16 protein-coding genes are annotated in these 20411 nt (G+C 49.9%); 14 read left to right on the forward strand and 2 right to left on the reverse strand.

Annotated elements, in window-relative coordinates; all coding sequences use genetic code 11:
* The first annotated feature begins 8 nt into the window (after positions 1–8).
* The 5 genes from speE (at position 9) to ABU165_RS05645 (ending at position 4868) form a co-directional block, all read left to right on the forward strand.
* Positions 9–836 carry a spermidine synthase gene (speE, locus tag ABU165_RS05625; protein ID WP_009791651.1) on the forward strand — a complete coding sequence of 276 codons (828 nt, stop codon included), beginning with the start codon at positions 9–11 and terminating at the stop codon, positions 834–836.
* Positions 837–878: 42 nt separating this feature from the next.
* Entirely contained in the window at positions 879–1754 is an 876-nt protein-coding gene (speB, locus tag ABU165_RS05630; protein ID WP_094769437.1) for an agmatinase, read from the forward strand.
* A 687-nt stretch (positions 1755–2441) separates the two neighbouring features.
* Complete coding sequence (locus ABU165_RS05635; RefSeq protein WP_318059735.1) at positions 2442–2894, forward strand: YwiB family protein; 453 nt, start codon at positions 2442–2444, stop codon at positions 2892–2894.
* The gene (gene argS, locus ABU165_RS05640) at positions 2891–4561 is read left to right on the forward strand and encodes an arginine--tRNA ligase (protein WP_318059736.1); all 1671 of its coding nucleotides are present in this window, start codon (positions 2891–2893) and stop codon (positions 4559–4561) included. Before ABU165_RS05635 ends, argS begins: the two co-directional genes overlap by 4 nt.
* 127 nt (positions 4562–4688) lie before the next feature.
* The gene (locus ABU165_RS05645) at positions 4689–4868 is read left to right on the forward strand and encodes a XapX domain-containing protein (protein ID WP_129613044.1); all 180 of its coding nucleotides are present in this window, start codon (positions 4689–4691) and stop codon (positions 4866–4868) included.
* Positions 4869–5645: 777 nt separating this feature from the next.
* Here ABU165_RS05645 and uvsE read toward each other — a convergent pair.
* The gene (gene uvsE, locus ABU165_RS05650) at positions 5646–6602 is read right to left on the reverse strand and encodes a UV DNA damage repair endonuclease UvsE (RefSeq protein ID WP_318059737.1); all 957 of its coding nucleotides are present in this window, start codon (positions 6600–6602) and stop codon (positions 5646–5648) included.
* 63 nt (positions 6603–6665) lie between these two features.
* Positions 6666–7805, reverse strand: coding sequence for a cardiolipin synthase (gene cls, locus ABU165_RS05655; RefSeq protein WP_009792579.1), 1140 nt, complete (start codon positions 7803–7805; stop codon positions 6666–6668).
* Between the two features lie 275 nt (positions 7806–8080).
* Here cls and ABU165_RS05660 point away from each other — a divergent pair, with 275 nt between their 5' ends.
* The 9 genes from ABU165_RS05660 (at position 8081) to rpoE (ending at position 20300) form a co-directional block, all read left to right on the forward strand.
* Positions 8081–10192 carry a (Fe-S)-binding protein gene (locus ABU165_RS05660; protein WP_318059738.1) on the forward strand — a complete coding sequence of 704 codons (2112 nt, stop codon included), beginning with the start codon at positions 8081–8083 and terminating at the stop codon, positions 10190–10192.
* A gap of 351 nt (positions 10193–10543) precedes the next feature.
* The gene (locus ABU165_RS05665; protein WP_318059739.1) at positions 10544–11731 is read left to right on the forward strand and encodes an acetyl-CoA C-acetyltransferase; all 1188 of its coding nucleotides are present in this window, start codon (positions 10544–10546) and stop codon (positions 11729–11731) included.
* A gap of 37 nt (positions 11732–11768) precedes the next feature.
* Positions 11769–12620, forward strand: coding sequence for a 3-hydroxybutyryl-CoA dehydrogenase (locus ABU165_RS05670; protein WP_311225305.1), 852 nt, complete (start codon positions 11769–11771; stop codon positions 12618–12620).
* 38 nt (positions 12621–12658) lie between these two features.
* Positions 12659–13789, forward strand: a complete 1131-nt coding sequence (locus tag ABU165_RS05675) for an acyl-CoA dehydrogenase (RefSeq protein WP_009792585.1) — start codon at positions 12659–12661, stop codon at positions 13787–13789.
* A 42-nt stretch (positions 13790–13831) separates the two neighbouring features.
* The gene (locus ABU165_RS05680; RefSeq protein ID WP_094769199.1) at positions 13832–14971 is read left to right on the forward strand and encodes an acyl-CoA dehydrogenase; all 1140 of its coding nucleotides are present in this window, start codon (positions 13832–13834) and stop codon (positions 14969–14971) included.
* A 122-nt stretch (positions 14972–15093) separates the two neighbouring features.
* On the forward strand, positions 15094–15771 hold the full coding sequence (locus ABU165_RS05685) for a TetR/AcrR family transcriptional regulator (RefSeq protein WP_101548877.1): 678 nt from the start codon (positions 15094–15096) through the stop codon (positions 15769–15771).
* Entirely contained in the window at positions 15768–19034 is a 3267-nt protein-coding gene (gene icmF, locus ABU165_RS05690; RefSeq protein WP_311225307.1) for a fused isobutyryl-CoA mutase/GTPase IcmF, read from the forward strand. Before ABU165_RS05685 ends, icmF begins: the two co-directional genes overlap by 4 nt.
* Before the next feature lie 169 nt (positions 19035–19203).
* On the forward strand, positions 19204–19383 hold the full coding sequence (locus ABU165_RS05695) for a hypothetical protein (protein WP_224948820.1): 180 nt from the start codon (positions 19204–19206) through the stop codon (positions 19381–19383).
* Positions 19384–19733: 350 nt separating this feature from the next.
* Complete coding sequence (rpoE, locus tag ABU165_RS05700) at positions 19734–20300, forward strand: DNA-directed RNA polymerase subunit delta (RefSeq protein WP_009792590.1); 567 nt, start codon at positions 19734–19736, stop codon at positions 20298–20300.
* The last annotated feature ends 111 nt before the right edge of the window (positions 20301–20411 follow it).

Raw genomic sequence — 20411 nt, forward strand, 5'->3', positions numbered from 1 at the left:
TGTTCAGAATGGGACTTTGGTTTACAGAGAAACAGACAGAGAACTTTGGCATCACAATGAAAGTGAAGCAGACTTTACATACAGAGCAAACTGATTTTCAAAAGCTTGATATGGTAGAGACAGAAGAATGGGGCAATATGCTCCTCTTGGATGATATGGTCATGACATCCATCAAGGATGAGTTCGTATACCATGAAATGGTGGCCCATGTGCCGTTATTCACGCATCCGAACCCTGAGAACGTTCTTGTAGTGGGCGGCGGCGACGGCGGCGTTATCCGCGAAGTGCTGAAGCACCCAAGCGTTAAGAAAGCAACACTGGTTGAAATCGATGGGAAGGTAATCGAGTACAGCAAGAAGTATCTTCCTGAAATCGCAGGCATGCTTGACGATGAAAGAGTAGAAGTAAAGGTTGACGACGGCTTCATGCATATCGCCAACAGCGAAAATGAATATGACGTCATCATGGTAGATTCCACTGAGCCGGTCGGGCCAGCTGTGAACCTGTTCACGAAAGGCTTCTATGCCGGCATTTCCAAGGCTTTGAAGGAAGACGGCATCTTTGTTGCGCAGTCTGACAACCCTTGGTTCAAGGCAGACCTGATCCGCACCGTCCAGAAGGATGTAAAAGAAATCTTCCCGATCACAAGCTTATATGTGGCCAACATCCCGACATACCCAAGCGGACTGTGGGCATTTACAATCGGAAGCAAGAAGCACAATCCGCTTGAAGTAAGCGAAGAGCGCTTCCACGAAATCGACACAAAGTACTACACAAAAGAACTGCACAAAGCAGCGTTTGTGCTGCCTAAGTTTGTGCAGGATCTTGTAAAATAAAGATTGGTGCCAGGCACCAGCATGTAAAGCGAGGGAGTCATTTTGGTTAGATTTGATGAAGCTTATTCAGGAAATGTATTCATCGGGAGCCATCCGAATTTTATGGAAAGCCAGGCGGTCCTTTACGGAATGCCGATGGACTGGACAGTCAGCTACCGCCCGGGCTCACGCTTCGGCCCGACCCGCATCAGGGAAGTTTCAATCGGACTTGAAGAATACAGCGCGTATCTTGACCGCGAGCTTGCGGAGGTTAAATATTACGATGCCGGCGATATTCCGCTTCCTTTCGGGAATCCGCAGAAAAGCCTTGATCTGATCGAGGAGTTTGTCGATAAGCTATTGGCTGCCGGCAAGTTCCCGCTAGGCATGGGCGGGGAGCATCTTGTCTCATTGCCGGTTTTCAAGGCGATGTATAAGAAATACCCGGATCTGGCCATCATCCATATGGACGCCCATACAGATCTGCGCGAGAATTATGAAGGGGAGCCATTATCCCACTCAACACCGATCCGCAAGGCCGCAGACCTGATCGGCCCTCAGAATATCTTCTCCTTCGGCATCCGCTCAGGAATGAAGGAAGAATTCGAATGGGCAAAAAAAGTCGGAATGCATATCTCAAAATTCGATGTGCACCAGCCGCTCAAGGAAATCCTTCCTAAGCTGGCAGGCCGCCCGGTATACGTTACCATCGACATCGACGTCCTTGACCCGGCACACGCACCAGGCACAGGCACCGTCGACGCCGGCGGAATCACATCCAAGGAGCTCCTGGCGTCCATCCACGAAATCGCCCGCTCACAAGTAAAAGTTGTCGGAGCCGACCTCGTGGAAGTAGCACCAATCTACGACCCGTCAGAACAAACAGCCAACACAGCCAGCAAGTTGATTCGTGAGATGATATTGGGCTGGGTGAAATAGAAAAGCGGAGGCAAAAGCCTTTGTCATAGTAATCGAGGGGGTACAGAATGAATTCTGTACCCCTTTTCATTTTCCATAAGTGAGCAATTAAAGTCTTTTAAAAGCCTTTTTCCTAGAGTCTTGGCTATACCGCTGAAAAAGTTAAAAAAGCCTGTTAATTGCAGTGGAAGGCACGAAGACTCCTGCGGGATTCAGCGGCCATGCTGAGACCCCGCAGACGCGCAGCGGTGAGGAGGCTCAGCGTCGCCCCGCGGAAAGCGAAGTGCCTTGAAGGGAAATCAACAGCCTCATTATTAACTAATACCGAAGTTCAAAATTGGGAAATTCGTTTAAAGAACTTCATCCATGAGAGACATAAATTTTTTAAACTTGGTTATACCGCTGAAAAATTCTAATAAGCCCTGTTGATTGCAGTGGAAGGCACGAAGACTCCTGCGGGATTGAAGCGGCAATGCTGAGACCCCGCAGACGTTGCAGCGGTGAGGAAGCTCAGCGTCGCCCCGCGGAAAGCGAAGTGCCTGGAACGGAAATCAACAGGCCTCATAATTAAGCTAACCCCTGTCCCTGCCAACGTCATTCAACAGCCCATTTTTAAACCAATTCCCACCACCGCCAAACTCCATTTGCACTTCAACCCCAAAAAATTTATAATTAAAAAGTTATACTAAAGAGTTAATCGAAAAGGAAGTGTGCCCGTTGCTCAATAGCCCAGCGGAACAGACACCTGTTAAAATAAAAGTAAAAACCGATATTCGCACCGGAGGCAGCAAAGAAACTTTTGAACTGACTGCGTTTGGCCGATACTATAAAAAAAACGGCTCCCGCTTTCTTCAATATGATGAAGAAAACGAAGCCGGAACAGTAAAGACGATTGTTAAAATGGCAGAGGGAGAAGCCCTGATTCTCCGTTCAGGAGCGGTGAAAATGAGGCTGCCCTTCCGGATGAACAAAAAGATGAGGGGAAGCTATGAAATGCCCTTCGGCACCATGGAAATGCTGACTCTGACCAAAGGGCTCTCACAGTCCTTTGACGACGGCAGCGGAACAGGGGCCTTTGACCTTCTATATGAAATGAAAATGCAGGGATCACAGGCAGGTACATATCATTTGGCGATTACGTTTGAGGAGGAAGAAAAATGAATATAGTCGAACAAGTGCAAAGCAATCTGAAAGAGGAAATCAAGCAGGCGGTCATTAAAGCAGGCCTTGCTGCAGAAGAGCAGATCCCGGATGTAATCCTGGAAACGCCTAAAGAGAAGGCGCATGGCGATTATTCTACCAATATGGCGATGCAGCTTGCACGTGTAGCCAAAAAGGCGCCGCGCATGATTGCCGAGCAGCTGATCGAGAATTTTGACAGCAGCAAAGCATCCATTGAAAAAATTGAAATCGCAGGGCCGGGCTTCATCAATTTTTACATGAACAACAGCTACCTGACGAACCTGATCCCGACCGTCCTTGACGCCGGAGATCAGTACGGAGAAACGAATACAGGCAATGGCCAAAAGGTGCAGATTGAGTTTGTTTCTGCCAACCCGACAGGCGACCTTCACCTGGGACATGCCCGCGGTGCAGCAGTCGGCGATTCCCTGAGCAGCATCCTGGCCAAAGCAGGCTATGATGTATCCCGCGAATATTATATCAATGATGCCGGAAACCAGATCAATAATCTGGCATTGTCAGTTGAGGCCCGTTATTTCCAGGCGCTTGGCATGGAAAAAGAAATGCCGGCCGACGGCTATCATGGGGCAGACATTATCGGCATCGGCCAAAGGCTTGCCGATGAATTTGGCGACAAATATGTGAATGCCGATGAAAAGGAACGCTTCGATGCATTCCGCGAATACGGCCTTAAATACGAAATGGAAAAGCTGAAAAAGGATTTGGAAGATTTCCGCGTACCTTTTGATGTGTGGTACTCTGAAACTTCCCTTTACCAGAACGGCAAGATTGACGATGCCTTGAAAGCACTCAAAGAGAACGGACATGTATATGAAGAAGAAGGCGCAACCTGGTTCCGCTCAACCGAATTCGGCGATGATAAAGACCGCGTGCTTATCAAGAATGACGGATCTTACACGTATCTGACGCCTGATATCGCCTACCATAAAGACAAGCTTGAGCGCGGCTTCGAAAAGCTTATCAATGTCTGGGGCGCCGATCACCACGGCTATATCCCGCGTATGAAGGCTGCCATCCAGGCGCTTGGCTATGGCAAGGATGCCCTTGAAGTCGAAATCATCCAGCTCGTACACCTGTACAAGAACGGTGAAAAGATGAAGATGAGTAAACGGACAGGAAAAGCTGTTACCATGCGTGACCTTGTGGACGAGGTTGGACTCGATGCAGTCCGTTATTTCTTCGCAATGAGAAGTGCTGATACTCATATGGATTTTGACCTTGATCTGGCTGTGTCCCAATCCAATGATAATCCTGTTTATTATGCCCAGTACGCACATGCGCGCATCTCGAGCATCCTCCGCCAGGGTGAAGAGCAGGGGATGGCATTAAGTGCTGACGCTGATTTCTCCCTCATTTCTGCCGAGAAGGAAATCGACCTGCTGAAGAAGCTGGGTGAATTCCCACAGGCAGTTGCAGAGGCTGCAGAAAAGCGTATGCCGCACCGCATCACAAACTATATTTTCGAGCTCGCATCTGCCTTCCACAGCTTCTACAATGCCGAAAAAGTGCTTGATAGCGACAATCCGGAAAAAACAAAAGCCCGTCTCGGCCTGATCAAGGCTGTACAAACAGCATTAAGAAACGCACTTAAATTAATTGGTGTATCCGCACCTGAAAAAATGTAAGACTCATGCCCCGCTTCCTTGAAGCGGGGTTTTTTCTGTTTTAGTGGCGGTGGAATGATGGAGCGTTTATTGCACATAATAAAGGATATTTATGGAACAACACGAGCCTACTTTTAGGAGGAATATGATGAAAATTGTTCTGCTGTCACTTATAACAGGCTTTGCGGTCGGATTTATTTTTGCCCTGTTCAAACTGCCGATACCCGCCCCGCCAGCACTGGCTGGAGTAGTGGGAATCATCGGCATCTATTTGGGATTTAAGGCGTTTGAACAAGTGGGCCCTTGGTTTGAAAGCTTTTTAAAATAAAGAATTGGGATGCAGGGGGAGAGTGCGGAATCCTGTAAGCGAGGAGAGGCAGGGGGCGATGCCCCGCCCGAAAAGAGTGAGCATGTGGCCACTGTAGTACATAAAATTTGTGTAAACGAGGAGTCATGTACCCCAAAAGCAGTCTGAGATACATGACCGGGCTAAAAGAGCCCGACTCGTGTATCCCAAAAGCAGTCTGAGATACATGACTCGGCGAAAAAAGCCCGACACATGTACCCCATAACCAGTCTGAGATACATGACCGGGCTAAAAAAGCCCGACACATGTACCCCAAAAGCAGTCTGAGATACATGACGCTGCGAAAATAGCGCGACTCATGTACCCCATAACCAGTCTGAGATACATGACCCGGCGAAAAAAGCCCGATACATGTATCCCAAAAGCAGTCTGAGATACATGACCCGGCGAAAAAAGCGCAACTCATGTATCCCAAAAGCAGCCTAAGGTTACATGACTTGGCGAAAAGAGCCCGACTCATGTACCCCAAAAGCAGTCTGAGATACATGACCGGGCGAAAAAAGCGCAACTCATGTACCCCAAAAGCAGTCTGAGATACATGACCCGGCGAAAAAAGCGCAACTCGTGTATCCCAAAAGCAGTCTGAGGTACATGCCCCGGCGAAAAAAGCCCGACTCATGTACCCCAAAAGCAGCCTGAGATACATGACCGGACGAAAAGAGCCCGACTCATGTATCCCAAAAGCAGCCACAGGTACATGACCCGGCCGAAAAACCCCACCTCGTGTATCCTAAAAACCTATTTCCACTCAACCGCCCCGCCGCTGATCCGCTTCACGCCGCGGATCCGGCTGATATCCTCAACAAGCTTCAATAAAGCTTTGTCCTTCATCTTTGCTTCTATCATAAATTCCACATCCTCGCCGATCGCATGAAGGTGATCCAGCAGAGGCTTCAGGAATTCGGCGTCCACATAGTCAGCATGCGACCTGAAGGCTTTTTCCGATTTAGGAGAAGACACATGGATCTTCGGCTTCATGCCGAAATGATCCCAGGTCCGGAAAATATCCGGGAGCATATCCTCAAGCGGCCTTTCGCTCAAGTTCGCCATATGATGGTGATAATCGAAGATCAGCGGTATCTGCTCCCGCTGGCAGGCGGCGAGCGTTTCTTCGGCGTTATAGGTTTTATCGTCATTTTCAAGGGTCATAACTGCTTTTATATGTGCAGGAAGGGTCTTCAAGTTCTGATAAAAACGTTCAATGGATGTCTCTTTATCGCCATAGGCTCCGCCGATATGGATATTGATCAGCGCCTTGTTTTCTAATCCCATTGCCTCGAGCATGCGGTAATGGTATTCCATATCAATTACCGCATTTGCTGTGACTTCGCTGCGGGGAGAGGTAAAAAGGGTGAACTGGTTCGGATGGAAGCTGACCCGCAGGCCATTGTCCTTTACCAGTCTGCCGAGCTCCTGCCATTCATCGCGGAAGGGGGCGACAAAATCCCACATGACCTCCGGATGGGTGGCAAGGGGGGCGATAGAGCTAGAGAACCGGTACAATTCTATATCGTGGGCGAGGTTATAATAAAGCATCCTTCTCGTGCTCCGCAGATTCTCTGCAGTTGCAGCCAGCAGCTTCTGCATGCCTTCTTCCTTTGTCATCTGCTTGTATCTCGTAAATGTCAGTGTTCTCGCAGGGGATGCCTCCCATAGGCTTACCGCCTGGGAAACATAGCCGAATCGTATTTTCATAATTACTCCTTTAAAAAAATGGCCTGGGCCCGGCACCACTGGAGGGAGGAGAGGCGTTAGCCCTCAGAGAAAGTACGAAACAGATTTCGCCACTCCTTCCCGCAGCCACCGGATTGCATTAAAGCCCGAAATATTTTTGAGCATAAGCAGTTTTGAGTCCTTCATATCCTGCTCAAGGACTTTCTCAGCTTTCTGGATGAATGCTTTGTCATATATATAACAGTTGAGTTCATGGTTTAAATACAAGCTTCTTTTATCAAAATTGGCCGTCCCGATATCGCATACTGTATCATCCGAAAGAAGGATCTTCGCATGGTAGAAGCCGTTCATGTATTGGTAGATCCGTGCCCCTTCCTTCAGCAGCACCCTGAGATAAGGATAGGAAGCTTCCTTTACAAGGGGATGGTCTGTTTTTGAAGGGACGATAATGCTCAGCCTTACGCCTCTGTCCAATGCCCGCCGCAGCTCCTGGAAAAGAGCGGGGCTCGGAATGAAGTACGGAGTGCCGATGATGATCTTCCTCCTGGAATTCCGGATAATGGCGAGGAAGGTTTCTTCCAGATAGCCGGCCTCTGATGGGATATGCTGGTGCCGGAGGCCTTCCTGTGGAAGCCTTGGAAAATAGGCCGCATCCCTGAGCAGGTCTGTTCCGGATGCATCCCGCCAATCACAAAGAAATTCGCTTTGAAGATCATTGACGCCTTCTCCTGTCATCCTAAGGTGATAATCCCGCCATGGACACAGCTTCGAATCCAGGTTGACGTATTCCTTGCCAATGTTATACCCGCCCAAATAGCCGATACTCCCATCAATGACGGTTATTTTCCTGTGGTTCCTCGATTGGGAGGAATAGAACAGGTAGGGGAGCTTCGGTACATGACAGAAAGCAAAACGGACCCCGGCTTCCTTCAGGCCGGTGATCAGCTTCCTTTTTACACGCAGGCTGCCTACCCAATCAAGCAGCAGCCGGACCTCGACGCCTTCCTCGGCCTTTTTCTTCAGCAGGGAAAGGAACTCGCCTGAGATTTTATCATTTTTTACAATATAAAATAAAATATGGATATGCTTTTTAGCATGTTTGATATCAAGGAACAGCTTCTCGAATAAGTCCGGGCCGGCCGTGATCAAATCGATCCTGCTCTGCCTGACCGGATAGTTTTTTCTCTGGACCTTTGACAGCTGCTTCCGCCGGCCGAGCGCCATATCGCATGACACCCAGAGCAGCAGCGCCAATCCTATGGCAAGTATGATAATGGCAGTTTTCAAGTCGCATGTCCCCCTCGGATCTTTTCCTGATAGCATCCCCTTTGAAGGCGGTTTCTATGAAATAGGAGAGCAGACTGGGAAAAGTGGGAAAATGCAGAAAAAGTTATTGACTGAATGCTCATTCATTATATAATGGTACTAAGAATCTTTTCAGAAAATTTGGTTGGTTGTAAATTTTCTGGTGGAAAAAGGACGAAAGGAGATTATCAGCCATGAATGGATTACTATGGATCAACTTAATTGCGTTCCTGCTTGTAACCGCTTACGCAGTCAGCCTGTTTGTCTATGTGGTTAAAACCAGAATTGAATATATTAAGCTCGGCAAGAAAGCGGAGTTTGATAAAAACGTCAAAGAACGCCTGGGGAAAATATGGGTGAATGTCTTTGGCCAGAAAAAACTCCTGAAGGACAAGAAGAGCGGGGCCATCCACGTTATGTTCTTCTATGGATTCATCCTTGTCCAATTCGGGGCGATCGATTTTATCATCAAAGGAATCAAGCCTGGGGCGCATCTGCCGCTTGGGCCGCTGTATCCCGGGTTCACTTTCTTCCAGGAAATTGTGACGCTGATGATTCTTGTCGCCGTTCTCTGGGCTTTCCACCGCCGCTATGTAGAGAAGCTTGTCCGTCTGAAGCGCAACTTCAAGGCAGGGCTTGTTCTCATCTTCATCGGCGGACTGATGCTGTCCGTTCTCCTTGGAAACGGTATGAGCATGATCTGGCACGGCCATGAGGGGACATGGACAGAGCCGGTTGCTTCGCTGATAGCCGGGGCATTTTCAGGGATCGGGGAGACAGCCAGCATCGTCATCTTCTATATTTCCTGGTGGATCCACCTGCTGTTCCTCCTCGCTTTCCTGGTCTATGTACCGCAGTCCAAGCACGCTCATTTGATTGCCGGGCCTGCAAATGTGTATTTTGACCGGACCGAGAATGCCGGGAAGCTGAAGAAAATTGACTTTGAAGATGAGTCACAGGAATCATTCGGAGTCGGCAAAATCGAGGATTTCAACCAGCTGCAGATGATCGACTTCTACGCATGTGTGGAATGCGGCCGCTGTACGAATATGTGCCCTGCGACAGGTACAGGCAAGATGCTGTCGCCAATGGATTTGATCCTGAAGCTGCGCGACCATCTGACAAACCATGGGGCCGCCGTAACATCAAGGCAGCCATGGGTTCCGACCTTTGCTTTCTCTAATACGAAAGGCAACCAGCTTGCACTTGCAGCTGCAGGGAAAGGTGCCGAAGAAGCGGCAGCCGGCCTTGCATACAGCCCAAGCCTGATCGGCGATGTCATTACAGAAGAAGAAATCTGGGCCTGTACGACTTGCCGGAACTGTGAAGACCAATGTCCGGTCATGAATGAGCATGTGGACAAAATCATCGACCTGCGCCGTTATCTTGTTCTCACAGAAGGAAAAATGGATGCGGATGCACAGCGTGCGATGACCAATATTGAACGCCAGGGCAATCCATGGGGCTTGAACCGGAAAGAGCGCGAGGACTGGCGCGAGGCAAGGGAAGATGTATCCGTCCCGACTGTGAAGGAAATGAAGAAATCCGGCGAAGAATTCGAATATCTCTTCTGGGTCGGCAGTATGGGTTCATATGATAACCGGAGCCAGAAAATCGCTTTATCATTTGCAAGGCTCCTTAATGAAGCCGGTGTGAAATTTGCGATCCTTGGCAATAAGGAGAAAAACTCCGGAGATACGCCAAGGCGCCTCGGCAATGAATTCCTGTTCCAGGAGCTTGCCGCAAAGAACATTGAGGAATTCGAGAAAAATGAAGTCAAAAAAATTGTAACGATCGACCCTCATGCCTATAACATTTTCAAAAACGAGTATCCGGATTTCGGGCTTGAGGCAGAGGTGTATCACCATACAGAGCTGCTTGCCGATCTTGTAAAAGAAGGCAGGCTGAAGCCGCAATTTGATGTGAATGAAACGATCACCTTCCATGATTCCTGTTACCTCGGCCGCTATAACGAGGTGTATGATCCGCCGCGCGAAATCCTTAAGTCCATTCCTGGCGTGAAGCTGGTGGAGATGGAAAGAAACCGGGAGACAGGCATGTGCTGCGGAGCCGGCGGCGGACTTATGTGGATGGAAGAAGAAACAGGACACCGCGTCAACGTTGCCCGCACAGAGCAGGCACTGGCTGTCAATCCTTCAGTCATTTCTTCCGGCTGCCCGTACTGCCTGACCATGCTGTCAGATGGCACGAAGGCTAAAGAAGCGGAAGAAACAGTCCAAACCTATGATGTGGCAGAGCTGCTTGAAAAAGCCGTGATCGGCGAGCCGCAGACTCTTGTATCCTGAGCTGAAACTTGAGAAAGGCCTGGCGCACCGGGCCTTTCTTAGAAAAATAATGCCGTGATTATTAAGAATCTTCAGGAAAATATTTTTATTTTCGCTGCGGATGGAGTAAGATGGAAATATAAATAAAGCGCTTACAAAGATGGAGAACCTTTTCGAATGGTCTCCTTTTTGTCCTTATTCTGTTTAAGACTTGGAAGACAGGCTGAGTTCAGCAGGCTTTGGCTTCATTTCGAGCGAGCGTTCAGTCAAAACAGAACACCAAATTCACCTGGCAATCAAAAATTGCCCACAAATTAAAATTAAATTTGCCCAGCAAATTAAAGACCAATTTGCCTTGAGGAGAGGATACAGATGGGAAGAACAGTCATTATTAGCGGAGCACGGACACCTTTTGGAAAAATGGGAGGGGCATTAAGCAGCCTGACTGCCTCTGATTTGGGAGCTGCAGCCGTCAAGGAAGCATTGAAGCGTGCCGATGTCCGTCCTGAAGAGGTTGGGGAGCTGATTCTCGGATCGGTCCTTCAGGGAGGCCAGGGCCAGATACCTTCCCGGCAGGCAGGCAATAAAGCCGGTCTTCCATGGGAAGTTAAAACAGAAACGATCAACAAAGTCTGCGCCTCAGGAATGAGGAGTGTGACGCTTGGCGACCAGATCATCAGGGCCGGTGATGAAGAAGTGATTGTGGCCGGCGGGATGGAATCGATGAGCAATGCGCCATATCTTTTGCCTAAAGCCAGATGGGGCCTGCGGATGGGCGATTCGACTGTGAAGGACCTGATGATTCATGACGGCCTCAGCTGCAGTTTTACAGGCGTCCATATGGGGACTTACGGAAATTCAACGGCAAAGGAAATGGAAATATCGCGGGAGGAACAGGACCAATGGGCATACAGAAGCCACCAGCGGGCTGTCGAAGCGATCGAAAGCGGCAGGCTGGCTGAAGAAATTGTGGCAGTAGAGGTGCCGCAGCGCAAAGGCGATCCGCTTGTCGTAAAGCAGGATGAAGCACCGCGCAAGGATACCTCCGTTGAAAAGCTGGCAAAGCTTGCCCCTGTATTCAATGGGGATGGAACGATCACTGCCGGTAACGCACCGGGAGTGAATGACGGCGCAGCCGCACTTGTACTGATGAGCGAGGAGCGGGCTGAACGGGAAGGCAAGGAAGTTCAGGCTTATATACTGGCCCACACGGCAATCGCTGTTGAGGCAAAGGATTTTCCGAAAACACCAGGACTTGTCATCAACGAGCTTTTGAAAAAAACAGGCAAGTCCATCGATGACATTGACCTGTTTGAAATAAACGAAGCATTCGCTGCAGTTGCCCTGACGAGCGGAAAGATTGCCAATCTGGATGAAAGTAAAGTGAATGTGAACGGCGGGGCCGTTGCCATCGGACATCCGATAGGGGCAAGCGGTGCGAGGATTATCCTGACGCTGATCTATGAGCTGAAGCGCAGGGGCGGAGGAACCGGCATCGCGGCAATCTGCAGCGGCGGCGGCCAGGGAGATGCCATCATGATTGAAGTTCCGGCGAAATAATAGATTAGAAGACTGGAAGAGAAATGGAGGAGTAACCGTGGAAGTGAAAAAAGTAATGGTCATCGGTGCAGGGCAGATGGGCTCTGGAATCGCACAGGTATGTGCACAGGCAGGATATGAAGTGCTGCTGAATGATTTGAAGGCTGAATATATTGAGCGGGGGCTTGGTGTAATCAAGAAGAACCTGTCCCGTCAGGTATCCAAGGAGCGCATGACAGAGGCCGAGATGGAAGAGGTGCTCCGCCGCCTGCAGCCTTCTGACAATCTGGAAGACGCAGGCAGGGTGGACCTGGTAATCGAGGCTGCCGTAGAAAATATTGAAATTAAAGCCGATATCTTCAAACGGCTTGATGGGATTGCCCCGGATCATGCAATCCTGGCAAGCAATACATCTTCCCTGCCAATTACGGAAATTGCTGCCGCGACAAAGCGTCCGGAAAAGGTAATCGGGATGCATTTCATGAATCCGGTCCCGGTTATGAAACTTGTTGAAATCATCCGCGGGCTTGCTACAGCCGATGAGGTATACACAGCGATCGAGGAAATGACTCATAAGCTCGGCAAGGTGCCGGTCGAGGTAAATGATTTTCCGGGATTTGTCTCAAACCGCATCCTGATGCCGATGATCAATGAGGCCATCTATACCCTCTATGAAGGTGTTGCAGAAAAGGAAGCAATCGATGAAGTCATGAAGCTTGGCATGAACCATCCGATGGGGCCGCTCACATTGGCGGATTTCATTGGTCTAGATACGTGCCTTTACATTATGGAAACGCTTCATGAAGGGTTTGGCGATGATAAGTACCGCCCATGCCCGCTGCTCCGGAAATATGTGAAGGCCGGCTGGCTCGGGAAGAAGTCCGGCCGCGGCTTTTATCAGTACAGCTGAACTGGAAAGCCCAGAATGGACACCAGGAGGGATTAGCCATGAATTTACGGTTTACAGAAGAACAGGAAATGATGAGGAAAATGGTCCGTGACTTCGCCCAGAGCGAAATTGCGCCATTCATTGAAAAAATGGAGCAAGGGGAGTTTCCCCGTGACATATTGAAAAAGATGGGCGGACTCGGGCTGATGGGAATTCCCGTGCCCGAAAAATATGGCGGGGCAGAAATGGACTTCACCTCCTATATCATTGCCATCAATGAGCTGTCAAAGGTATCCGCAACCGTCGGAGTCATCCTGTCTGTCCATACATCGGTCGGCACCAACCCGATCCTGTATTTCGGGACGGAGGAGCAGAAGCAGAAGTATGTACCGAAACTTGCTGCGGGAGAATATCTCGGCGCATTCTGCCTGACAGAGGCCGGGGCAGGCTCTGATGCAGGCAGTTTGAAAACAAAGGCGGTCCGAAACGGGGATGAATACATCCTCAACGGCTCGAAGGTATTCATTACAAACGGCGGCGAAGCGGATGTGTATATCGTCTTCGCATCCACAAGCCCTGAGCTTGGGACAAAGGGCGTTTCTGCCTTCATTGTTGGAAAAGGGACATCCGGCCTTGTGATCGGCAAGGACGAGGAGAAGATGGGGCTTCACGGTTCCCGGACGGTTCAGCTCAACTTTGAGGATATGAGGGTTCCGGCAGAAAATCTCCTTGGTGCTGAAGGGGAAGGCTTCAAAATTGCCATGGCCAATCTGGACGCGGGGCGCATCGGCATTGCAGCCCAGGCCCTCGGCATCGCGGAGGCGGCATTGGAAGCAGCGGTTGCCTACTCGAAGGAACGAAGCCAATTCGGGAAGCCGATCAGCCATCAGCAGGGCATCGGCTTCAAGCTGGCTGATATGGCCACAAATGTAGAAGCCTCAAGACTGCTGGTCTACCAGGCAGCGATGATGCGCCAGAATGGCGAGCGCTGCGGGATGCAGGCCAGCATGGCAAAGCTTTTTGCCTCGAAAACAGCAGTGGAAACGAGCATAGAAGCTGTCCAGGTGTTCGGCGGCTATGGATATACAGAAGATTACCCTGTCGAGCGGTATTTCCGCGACAGTAAAATAACCGAAATCTATGAAGGCACAAGCGAGATTCAGAGAATTGTCATCAGCAAAAACCTGTAAGTAAGAGGCAGGCCAATATTGAAATGGACGGGGGAAAATACGATGAATTTCCGACTGACGGAAGAACATGAAATGATCAGGAAAATGGTCCGCGATTTTGCAAAGAATGAAGTGGCGCCGAGCGCGGCAGAGCGCGATGAGGAAGAGCGCTTTGACCGTGAAATCTTCGATAAGATGGCCGAACTCGGGCTGACAGGAATCCCTTGGCCTGAAGAGTACGGCGGAATTGGAAGCGACTATCTGGCATACTGCATTGCAGTCGAGGAGCTTTCAAGGGTTTGTGCATCCACAGGGGTGACTTTGTCTGCCCATACATCGCTTGCAGGCTGGCCAATCTATAAGTTCGGCAGTGAAGAACAGAAGCAGAAATACTTGAAGCCGATGGCGCAGGGTGAAAAGATCGGTGCATACGGCCTGACAGAGCCGGGCAGCGGCTCGGATGCAGGCGGCATGAGGACGACGGCCCGCCTTGACGGTGACCATTATGTGCTGAACGGTTCAAAGATTTTTATCACAAACGGCGGAATCGCCGACATCTATGTCGTATTTGCCCTGACAGATCCGGAGAGCAGGCAGAAAGGCACCACAGCCTTCATCATTGAAAGTGATTTTCCTGGATTCTCTGTCGGCAAAAAGGAAAAGAAACTGGGCATCAGATCTTCGCCGACAACCGAAATCATCTTTGAAGACTGCCGTGTGCCAAAGGAAAATATGCTCGGCAAAGAAGGAGAAGGCTTTAAAATCGCCATGATGACTCTTGATGGCGGAAGGAACGGCATTGCAGCCCAGGCAGTCGGCATTGCCCAGGGGGCATTGGACGCTGCTGTCGATTATGCGAAAGAGCGGGAGCAGTTCGGCAAGCCGATCGCCCTTCAGCAGGGAATCGGCTTCAAGCTGGCCGATATGGCGACAAGTGTAGAGGCAGCAAGGCTCCTGACTTATCAGGCTGCATGGCTTGAGTCGGAAGGTCTGCCGTACGGCAAGGAATCGGCCATGTCCAAACTGTTTGCAGGCGATGCGGCAATGAAAGTGACAACTGAGGCCGTACAGGTCTTCGGCGGCTATGGCTACACCAAGGACTATCCGGTCGAACGATATATGCGTGACGCCAAGATTACGCAGATCTATGAAGGCACTCAGGAAATCCAGCGCCTTGTCATTTCCAGGATGATAACCAAATAGAACATAAGAGGATAGGGCTCTTTCCTAATTTAAAATAAACAACCTCCGCGAAAACAGCCACCAGTAGGGAAAGGTCCACTTTTGCCTCATAAAGAGCGGCCAGAGGAGGGCAGTGCAAATTTATGAAAAAACGGGAAGTCCATGCTTCTGTAAAAGATGAAAAGCTGGTGAAAAAGCGGCGGGACGAAATGATCAAGGGAGCGGTGAATCTTTTTAAGCAAAAAGGCTTTCACCGCACCACGACAAGGGAGATTGCAAAGGCCTCCGGGTTCAGCATCGGGACGCTTTACGAGTATATCCGCACAAAGGAGGATGTGCTGTACCTTGTCTGTGACAGCATCTATGATTCGGTCCGCGACAGGCTGCAGGAGGCCCTTGATGCCAACAGGGGGACGCTCGATAGCCTGAAGCTCGGGATCGCCTACTATTTCCGGGTTGTGGATGATATGCAGGATGAAGTCCTGGTCATGTACCAGGAAGCAAAATCCCTGTCAAAGGATGCCCTTCCATATGTGCTGAGAAAAGAAATTGAAATGGTCTCCATGTTTGAAGATGTCATTCAGCGCTGTGTGGACAACGGGGAACTCGATTTGACGGAAAAAGAGGTTAAGATGATCGCCCACAATATTTTCGTGCAGGGCCAGATGTGGGGATTCCGCCGCTGGGCGCTGCAGAGGGTGTACAGTCTTGATGAATATATTGAACTGCAGACAGAGCTTCTGATTCAAGGGATAAAGCATGATCAGGCAAAAGTGCCTGCCGGCAGTAAAATCCAGGAACAGGGGGAGTCAGACGAATGAGTACAGCAGAAATTTACAGGCCGAAGCATCACTTGCGATTCGTTACCGCTTCAAGCCTTTTTGACGGGCATGATGCTTCCATCAATATTATGAGAAGGATCATCCAGGCGAGCGGGGCAGAGGTCATCCATCTTGGCCATAACCGGTCAGTGGAAGAGGTCGTGAATGCGGCGATCCAGGAGGATGTCCAGGGAATCGCGATTTCCTCCTATCAGGGAGGCCATGTTGAATATTTTAAATACATGTACGATTTGCTGAAGGAAAGGGGAGCTTCTCATATCCGCATCTACGGCGGAGGTGGAGGCGTCATCATCCCGCGCGAAATAAAAGAGCTTCATGAATACGGGATTGCCCGTATCTTCTCGCCGGAAGACGGCCGCCAGAAGGGTCTGCAGGGCATGATCAATGAAATGCTCGCTGAGTGCGACTATCCGACCGTTTCAGTGGAGAGTGCAGCAGAGCTTGAAAAGCTTGAAGCAGGCGAAGTGAACAGCATCGCCAGGCTGATCACGCTTGCCGAGCATGGCGTCGGGCTTGAAAAAGAAGCGGCAGCTGCGGCAGAATCGCTCATGGAAAGAATCAAGACACTGGAAAAAACGGCACCGGTTATCGGAATCACCGGGACTGGCGGAGCAGGAAAGAGCTCATTGACGGATGAGCTGATCCGCCGCTTCATCAATGAAATCCCTGAAAAGAAAGTAGCCATCCTTTCTGTCGATCCGACAAAGCAGAAAACAGGCGGAGCGCTGCTTGGCGACCGGATCCGCATGAATAGCATCTTTTCGCCGCGCGTCTATATGCGGAGCCTTGCGACACGGAAGTCCAAGAGCGAACTGTCGCTGGCCATCAAGGATGCCATCTCTGTCGTAAAGGCTGCCGGCTTTGACCTGGTTGTCGTCGAAACGAGCGGGATTGGGCAGGGTGATGCTGAAATCGCGGAAATCTGCGATCTGTCCATGTATGTGATGACAAGTGAATTCGGGGCGCCTTCCCAGCTTGAAAAAATTGATATGCTCGATTACGCTGACCTGATCGTCATCAATAAATTCGAGCGCAAGGGCTCAGAGGATGCCCGCCGCCAGGTGCAGAAGCAATATCAGCGCAACCATATGCTGTTTGAGAAAGAGCTGGAAGAGATGCCGGTCTACGGCACGATCGCCAGCCAGTTCAATGATCCGGGCACCAATGCTTTATTTGCCGCGCTGGTCGAAAAAATGAATGAAAAAGCGGGCCTCGGCTGGAGCACTTCTTTTTCCAAAAATGAAGTGGTCGAAAAGCAGAATGTCATCATTCCGAATGAACAGCGCTATTATTTGCGCGAAGTATCTGAAACGGTCCGCAATTACCATAAAAAAGCGGAAGACCAGGCAGCCCTTGCCAGGAAGCTGTTCCAGCTTGAAGGAGCAATCCAGGCCGTAAAAGAGTCAGGCGGAAGCGAAGAGACTCTGGTTTCCTTAGAGGACCTGGCTGCGGAAACAAAAGAAAAGCTGACAGCCGAATCAAAAAAGATCCTGGAAGGCTGGGAAAACCTCAAGGAGAAATACTCCGGGGAGCAGTTCACAACAAGGATCCGCGATAAAGAAATCATTACCATCCTGAAGACAAAGAGCCTTTCAGGCCTGCAGATCCCTAAGGTCGCGCTCCCGAAATACAGGGACTACGGCGAAATCATCCGCTGGATCTACAGAGAGAATGTGCCGGGTGCCTTCCCGTATACCGCAGGCGTCTTCCCGTTCAAGCGGGAGGGAGAGGATCCGAAGCGCCAGTTCGCCGGGGAAGGGACACCGGAACGGACGAACCGCCGCTTCCATTACCTATCAAAGGACGATGCGGCAAAGCGCCTGAGCACAGCGTTTGATTCCGTCACCTTATACGGCGAGGATCCGGACTACCGCCCGGATATTTACGGCAAGGTTGGGGAGAGCGGTGTCAGCATCTGTACGCTTGATGATATGAAAAAATTATATGCCGGCTTTGACCTTTGTCATCCGTCCACATCTGTTTCAATGACCATTAACGGACCGGCACCGATCATTCTGGCCATGTTCATGAACACGGCGGTCGAGCAGCAGGTGGAAAAGAAAGAAGGAGAGCTTGGCAGAAAGCTTAACGAAGCGGAGCATGAAGAAGTAAGGGCGGCGACTCTGCAGACGGTGCGCGGTACCGTCCAGGCGGATATCCTGAAGGAAGACCAGGGACAGAATACTTGCATCTTCTCAACAGAATTTGCCCTCAGGATGATGGGTGATATCCAGCAGTATTTTATTGATAAAAAGGTCCGCAATTATTATTCTGTCTCCATTTCCGGCTACCATATCGCCGAGGCAGGGGCAAACCCGCTGTCACAGCTGGCCTTTACGCTGGCGAACGGCTTCACTTATGTTGAGTACTATTTGAGCAGAGGCATGAAAATCGATGATTTTGCACCGAATCTTTCCTTCTTTTTCTCAAATGGGCTCGATCCGGAATACACCGTCATCGGCAGGGTGGCCCGCCGCATCTGGGCAACTGTAATGAGGGATAAATACGGAGCCAATGAGCGGAGCCAGAAGCTGAAGTACCATATCCAGACTTCAGGGCGCTCACTCCATGCCCAGGAAATTGATTTCAATGACATCCGGACAACACTGCAGGCATTAATGGCTCTCCATGATAACTGCAACTCCCTGCACACGAATGCCTATGATGAAGCAATCACCACGCCTACGGAGGAATCTGTCCGCCGGGCGATGGCCATCCAGATGATCATTACAAAAGAGCATGGCCTTACAAAGAATGAAAATCCTCTTCAGGGGGCCTTCATCATCGATGAACTGACAGACCTGGTGGAAGAAGCGGTCCTGCAGGAGTTCGAACGGATCAACGACAGGGGCGGCGTGCTCGGTGCCATGGAAATGCAGTACCAGCGGGGCAAGATCCAGGATGAATCTATGTATTATGAAATGAAGAAGCATACCGGTGAGCTCCCGATCATCGGCGTGAACACATATCTGAATCCAAATCCTCCGTCAGAAGAGCAGATGGACAGCATGGAAATCGCAAGGGCGACGAAGGAAGAAAAAGAAACACAAATCAGGAATCTCAGGAGCTTCCAGGAACGGAACAAGGATCATGCAGGTGAAGCCCTGTCCCGCCTGAAAGAAGCAGCGGTGACAGACGGCAATATCTTTGCCGAGCTTATGGAAACCGTCAAGTATGCAAGCCTCGGGCAAATCACGAGGGCGCTGTATGAGGTGGGCGGACAATACCGCCGCAATATGTAGCAAGGATAGAGCCAGGGGCCAAAGACAGCCCATGGCTCTGTCTTGTATTCGGAAAAAGGATATATTTTTCTGGAAAACATCATAATGTGTTTAGGATAAAAGGCTTTTCTCCGCTATAATGAAAGGGAATGCAGTCCTAAGTGATATTGATATGCAGGATGTGAACGGATTGAGACAGATATTTTCAATAGGCGCTTTTGCTGCTGCGATAGCGGCCTTCTACTTCTTATACCAGAGGCAGCTTGGTGCGGTCGCTTTCTTTTTGCTGTCCATCTACTTTCTGTACCTGGCCATGGGCCAGCTCTCCGGAAGAAAAGGCAGGGGGCCGGGGAAGAGGAAAAAGACCTGAAAGGGTCCCCGGATAGAAGCTCTTCCCGTGCAAAAGAAGGAACCCATCCGGGAGACCTGCAGCAGCAAGCCTTCCAAAAGTTTGTCTCACAGCAAAAATGCAAGGAAACTGGAGATAGAACTAGCATAAACACCAGCAATTTGTTTATAATGAAGAATATGTATTTTACATAAGCTGTCTATCCAGCTTGCAAAAGGCATTCTTATGCCTTTTATTCATCTAGGGATGCTTTTGGAGAGGCTGAATCCTATGCCTTTTTAAAAGCAATGCATATCCGGGAAGCCCCGGTGTTCTTAACAGTATTTTGCGCTCCGATAGCGAGTGTTATATAGGGAAAGGAAGTGCGTATAGTGAGTCTAGACCAATTCACAAAAGAAGAGCTGCAGGAAATGTCCTTTATCGATATTGCCTACGAACTGCTTAAAGGCACAAAGCAGCAGGTTTCTTTTACCGACATTATGAACGAATATAAAACGCGTCTTGAAGTATCAGATGAGGAAATCCGCTCAAGGATCGCCCAGTTCTATACTGACCTGAACCTTGACGGCCGCTTCATTGCAATGGGAGAAAACCGCTGGGGCCTTCGCAGCTGGTACCCTGTTGATACAATGGAAGAAGATACAATGACAGCAGCGAAGCCGAAGAAGAAAAAGGCCAAGAAAGCGGCGAAGGCTGAAGACATCGATCTTGATCTGGACGAGTATGATGAGCTCGACGAGGAAGACATCGAATACGATGACCTTGATGACGATGATGATCTGGACGAGGATGACGACGATCTACTCGAAGACGATCTTGATGAGGACTCAGACGACGACTTCGAAGATGATGATGAACTTCTTGAAGATGATATTGAAGAAGACGAAGACCTTGATGAAGAAGACGAGGACCTCGACGAAGACGAAGAAGATCTATAATCGCTTGACTTTTCCAAGCCAGGCTTGTAGAATCATTTTTGGGCTCCTTAAAAAAGGACCATATGAATGTATATGCAATAGCGCTCCCTTACTGTTTGGTAGGGAGCGCTT

Source organism: Cytobacillus sp. T106 (assembly GCF_040492155.1).
GTDB classification, from domain to species: domain Bacteria; phylum Bacillota; class Bacilli; order Bacillales; family Cytobacillaceae; genus Bacillus_AB; species Bacillus_AB infantis.

Bases quoted from the DNA above. Each gene is read 5' to 3' on its own strand.
- icmF (WP_311225307.1), top strand. From the start codon at position 15,768: ATGAGTACAGCAGAAATTTACAGGCCGAAGCATCACTTGCGATTCGTT.
- ABU165_RS05680 (WP_094769199.1), top strand. From the start codon at position 13,832: ATGAATTTCCGACTGACGGAAGAACATGAAATGATCAGGAAAATGGTC.
- uvsE (WP_318059737.1), bottom strand. From the start codon at position 6,602: ATGAAAATACGATTCGGCTATGTTTCCCAGGCGGTAAGCCTATGGGAG.
- ABU165_RS05665 (WP_318059739.1), top strand. From the start codon at position 10,544: ATGGGAAGAACAGTCATTATTAGCGGAGCACGGACACCTTTTGGAAAA.
- ABU165_RS05660 (WP_318059738.1), top strand. From the start codon at position 8,081: ATGAATGGATTACTATGGATCAACTTAATTGCGTTCCTGCTTGTAACC.
- speE (WP_009791651.1), top strand. From the start codon at position 9: ATGGGACTTTGGTTTACAGAGAAACAGACAGAGAACTTTGGCATCACA.
- argS (WP_318059736.1), top strand. From the start codon at position 2,891: ATGAATATAGTCGAACAAGTGCAAAGCAATCTGAAAGAGGAAATCAAG.
- ABU165_RS05675 (WP_009792585.1), top strand. From the start codon at position 12,659: ATGAATTTACGGTTTACAGAAGAACAGGAAATGATGAGGAAAATGGTC.
- ABU165_RS05645 (WP_129613044.1), top strand. From the start codon at position 4,689: ATGAAAATTGTTCTGCTGTCACTTATAACAGGCTTTGCGGTCGGATTT.
- cls (WP_009792579.1), bottom strand. From the start codon at position 7,805: ATGGCGCTCGGCCGGCGGAAGCAGCTGTCAAAGGTCCAGAGAAAAAAC.
- ABU165_RS05685 (WP_101548877.1), top strand. From the start codon at position 15,094: ATGAAAAAACGGGAAGTCCATGCTTCTGTAAAAGATGAAAAGCTGGTG.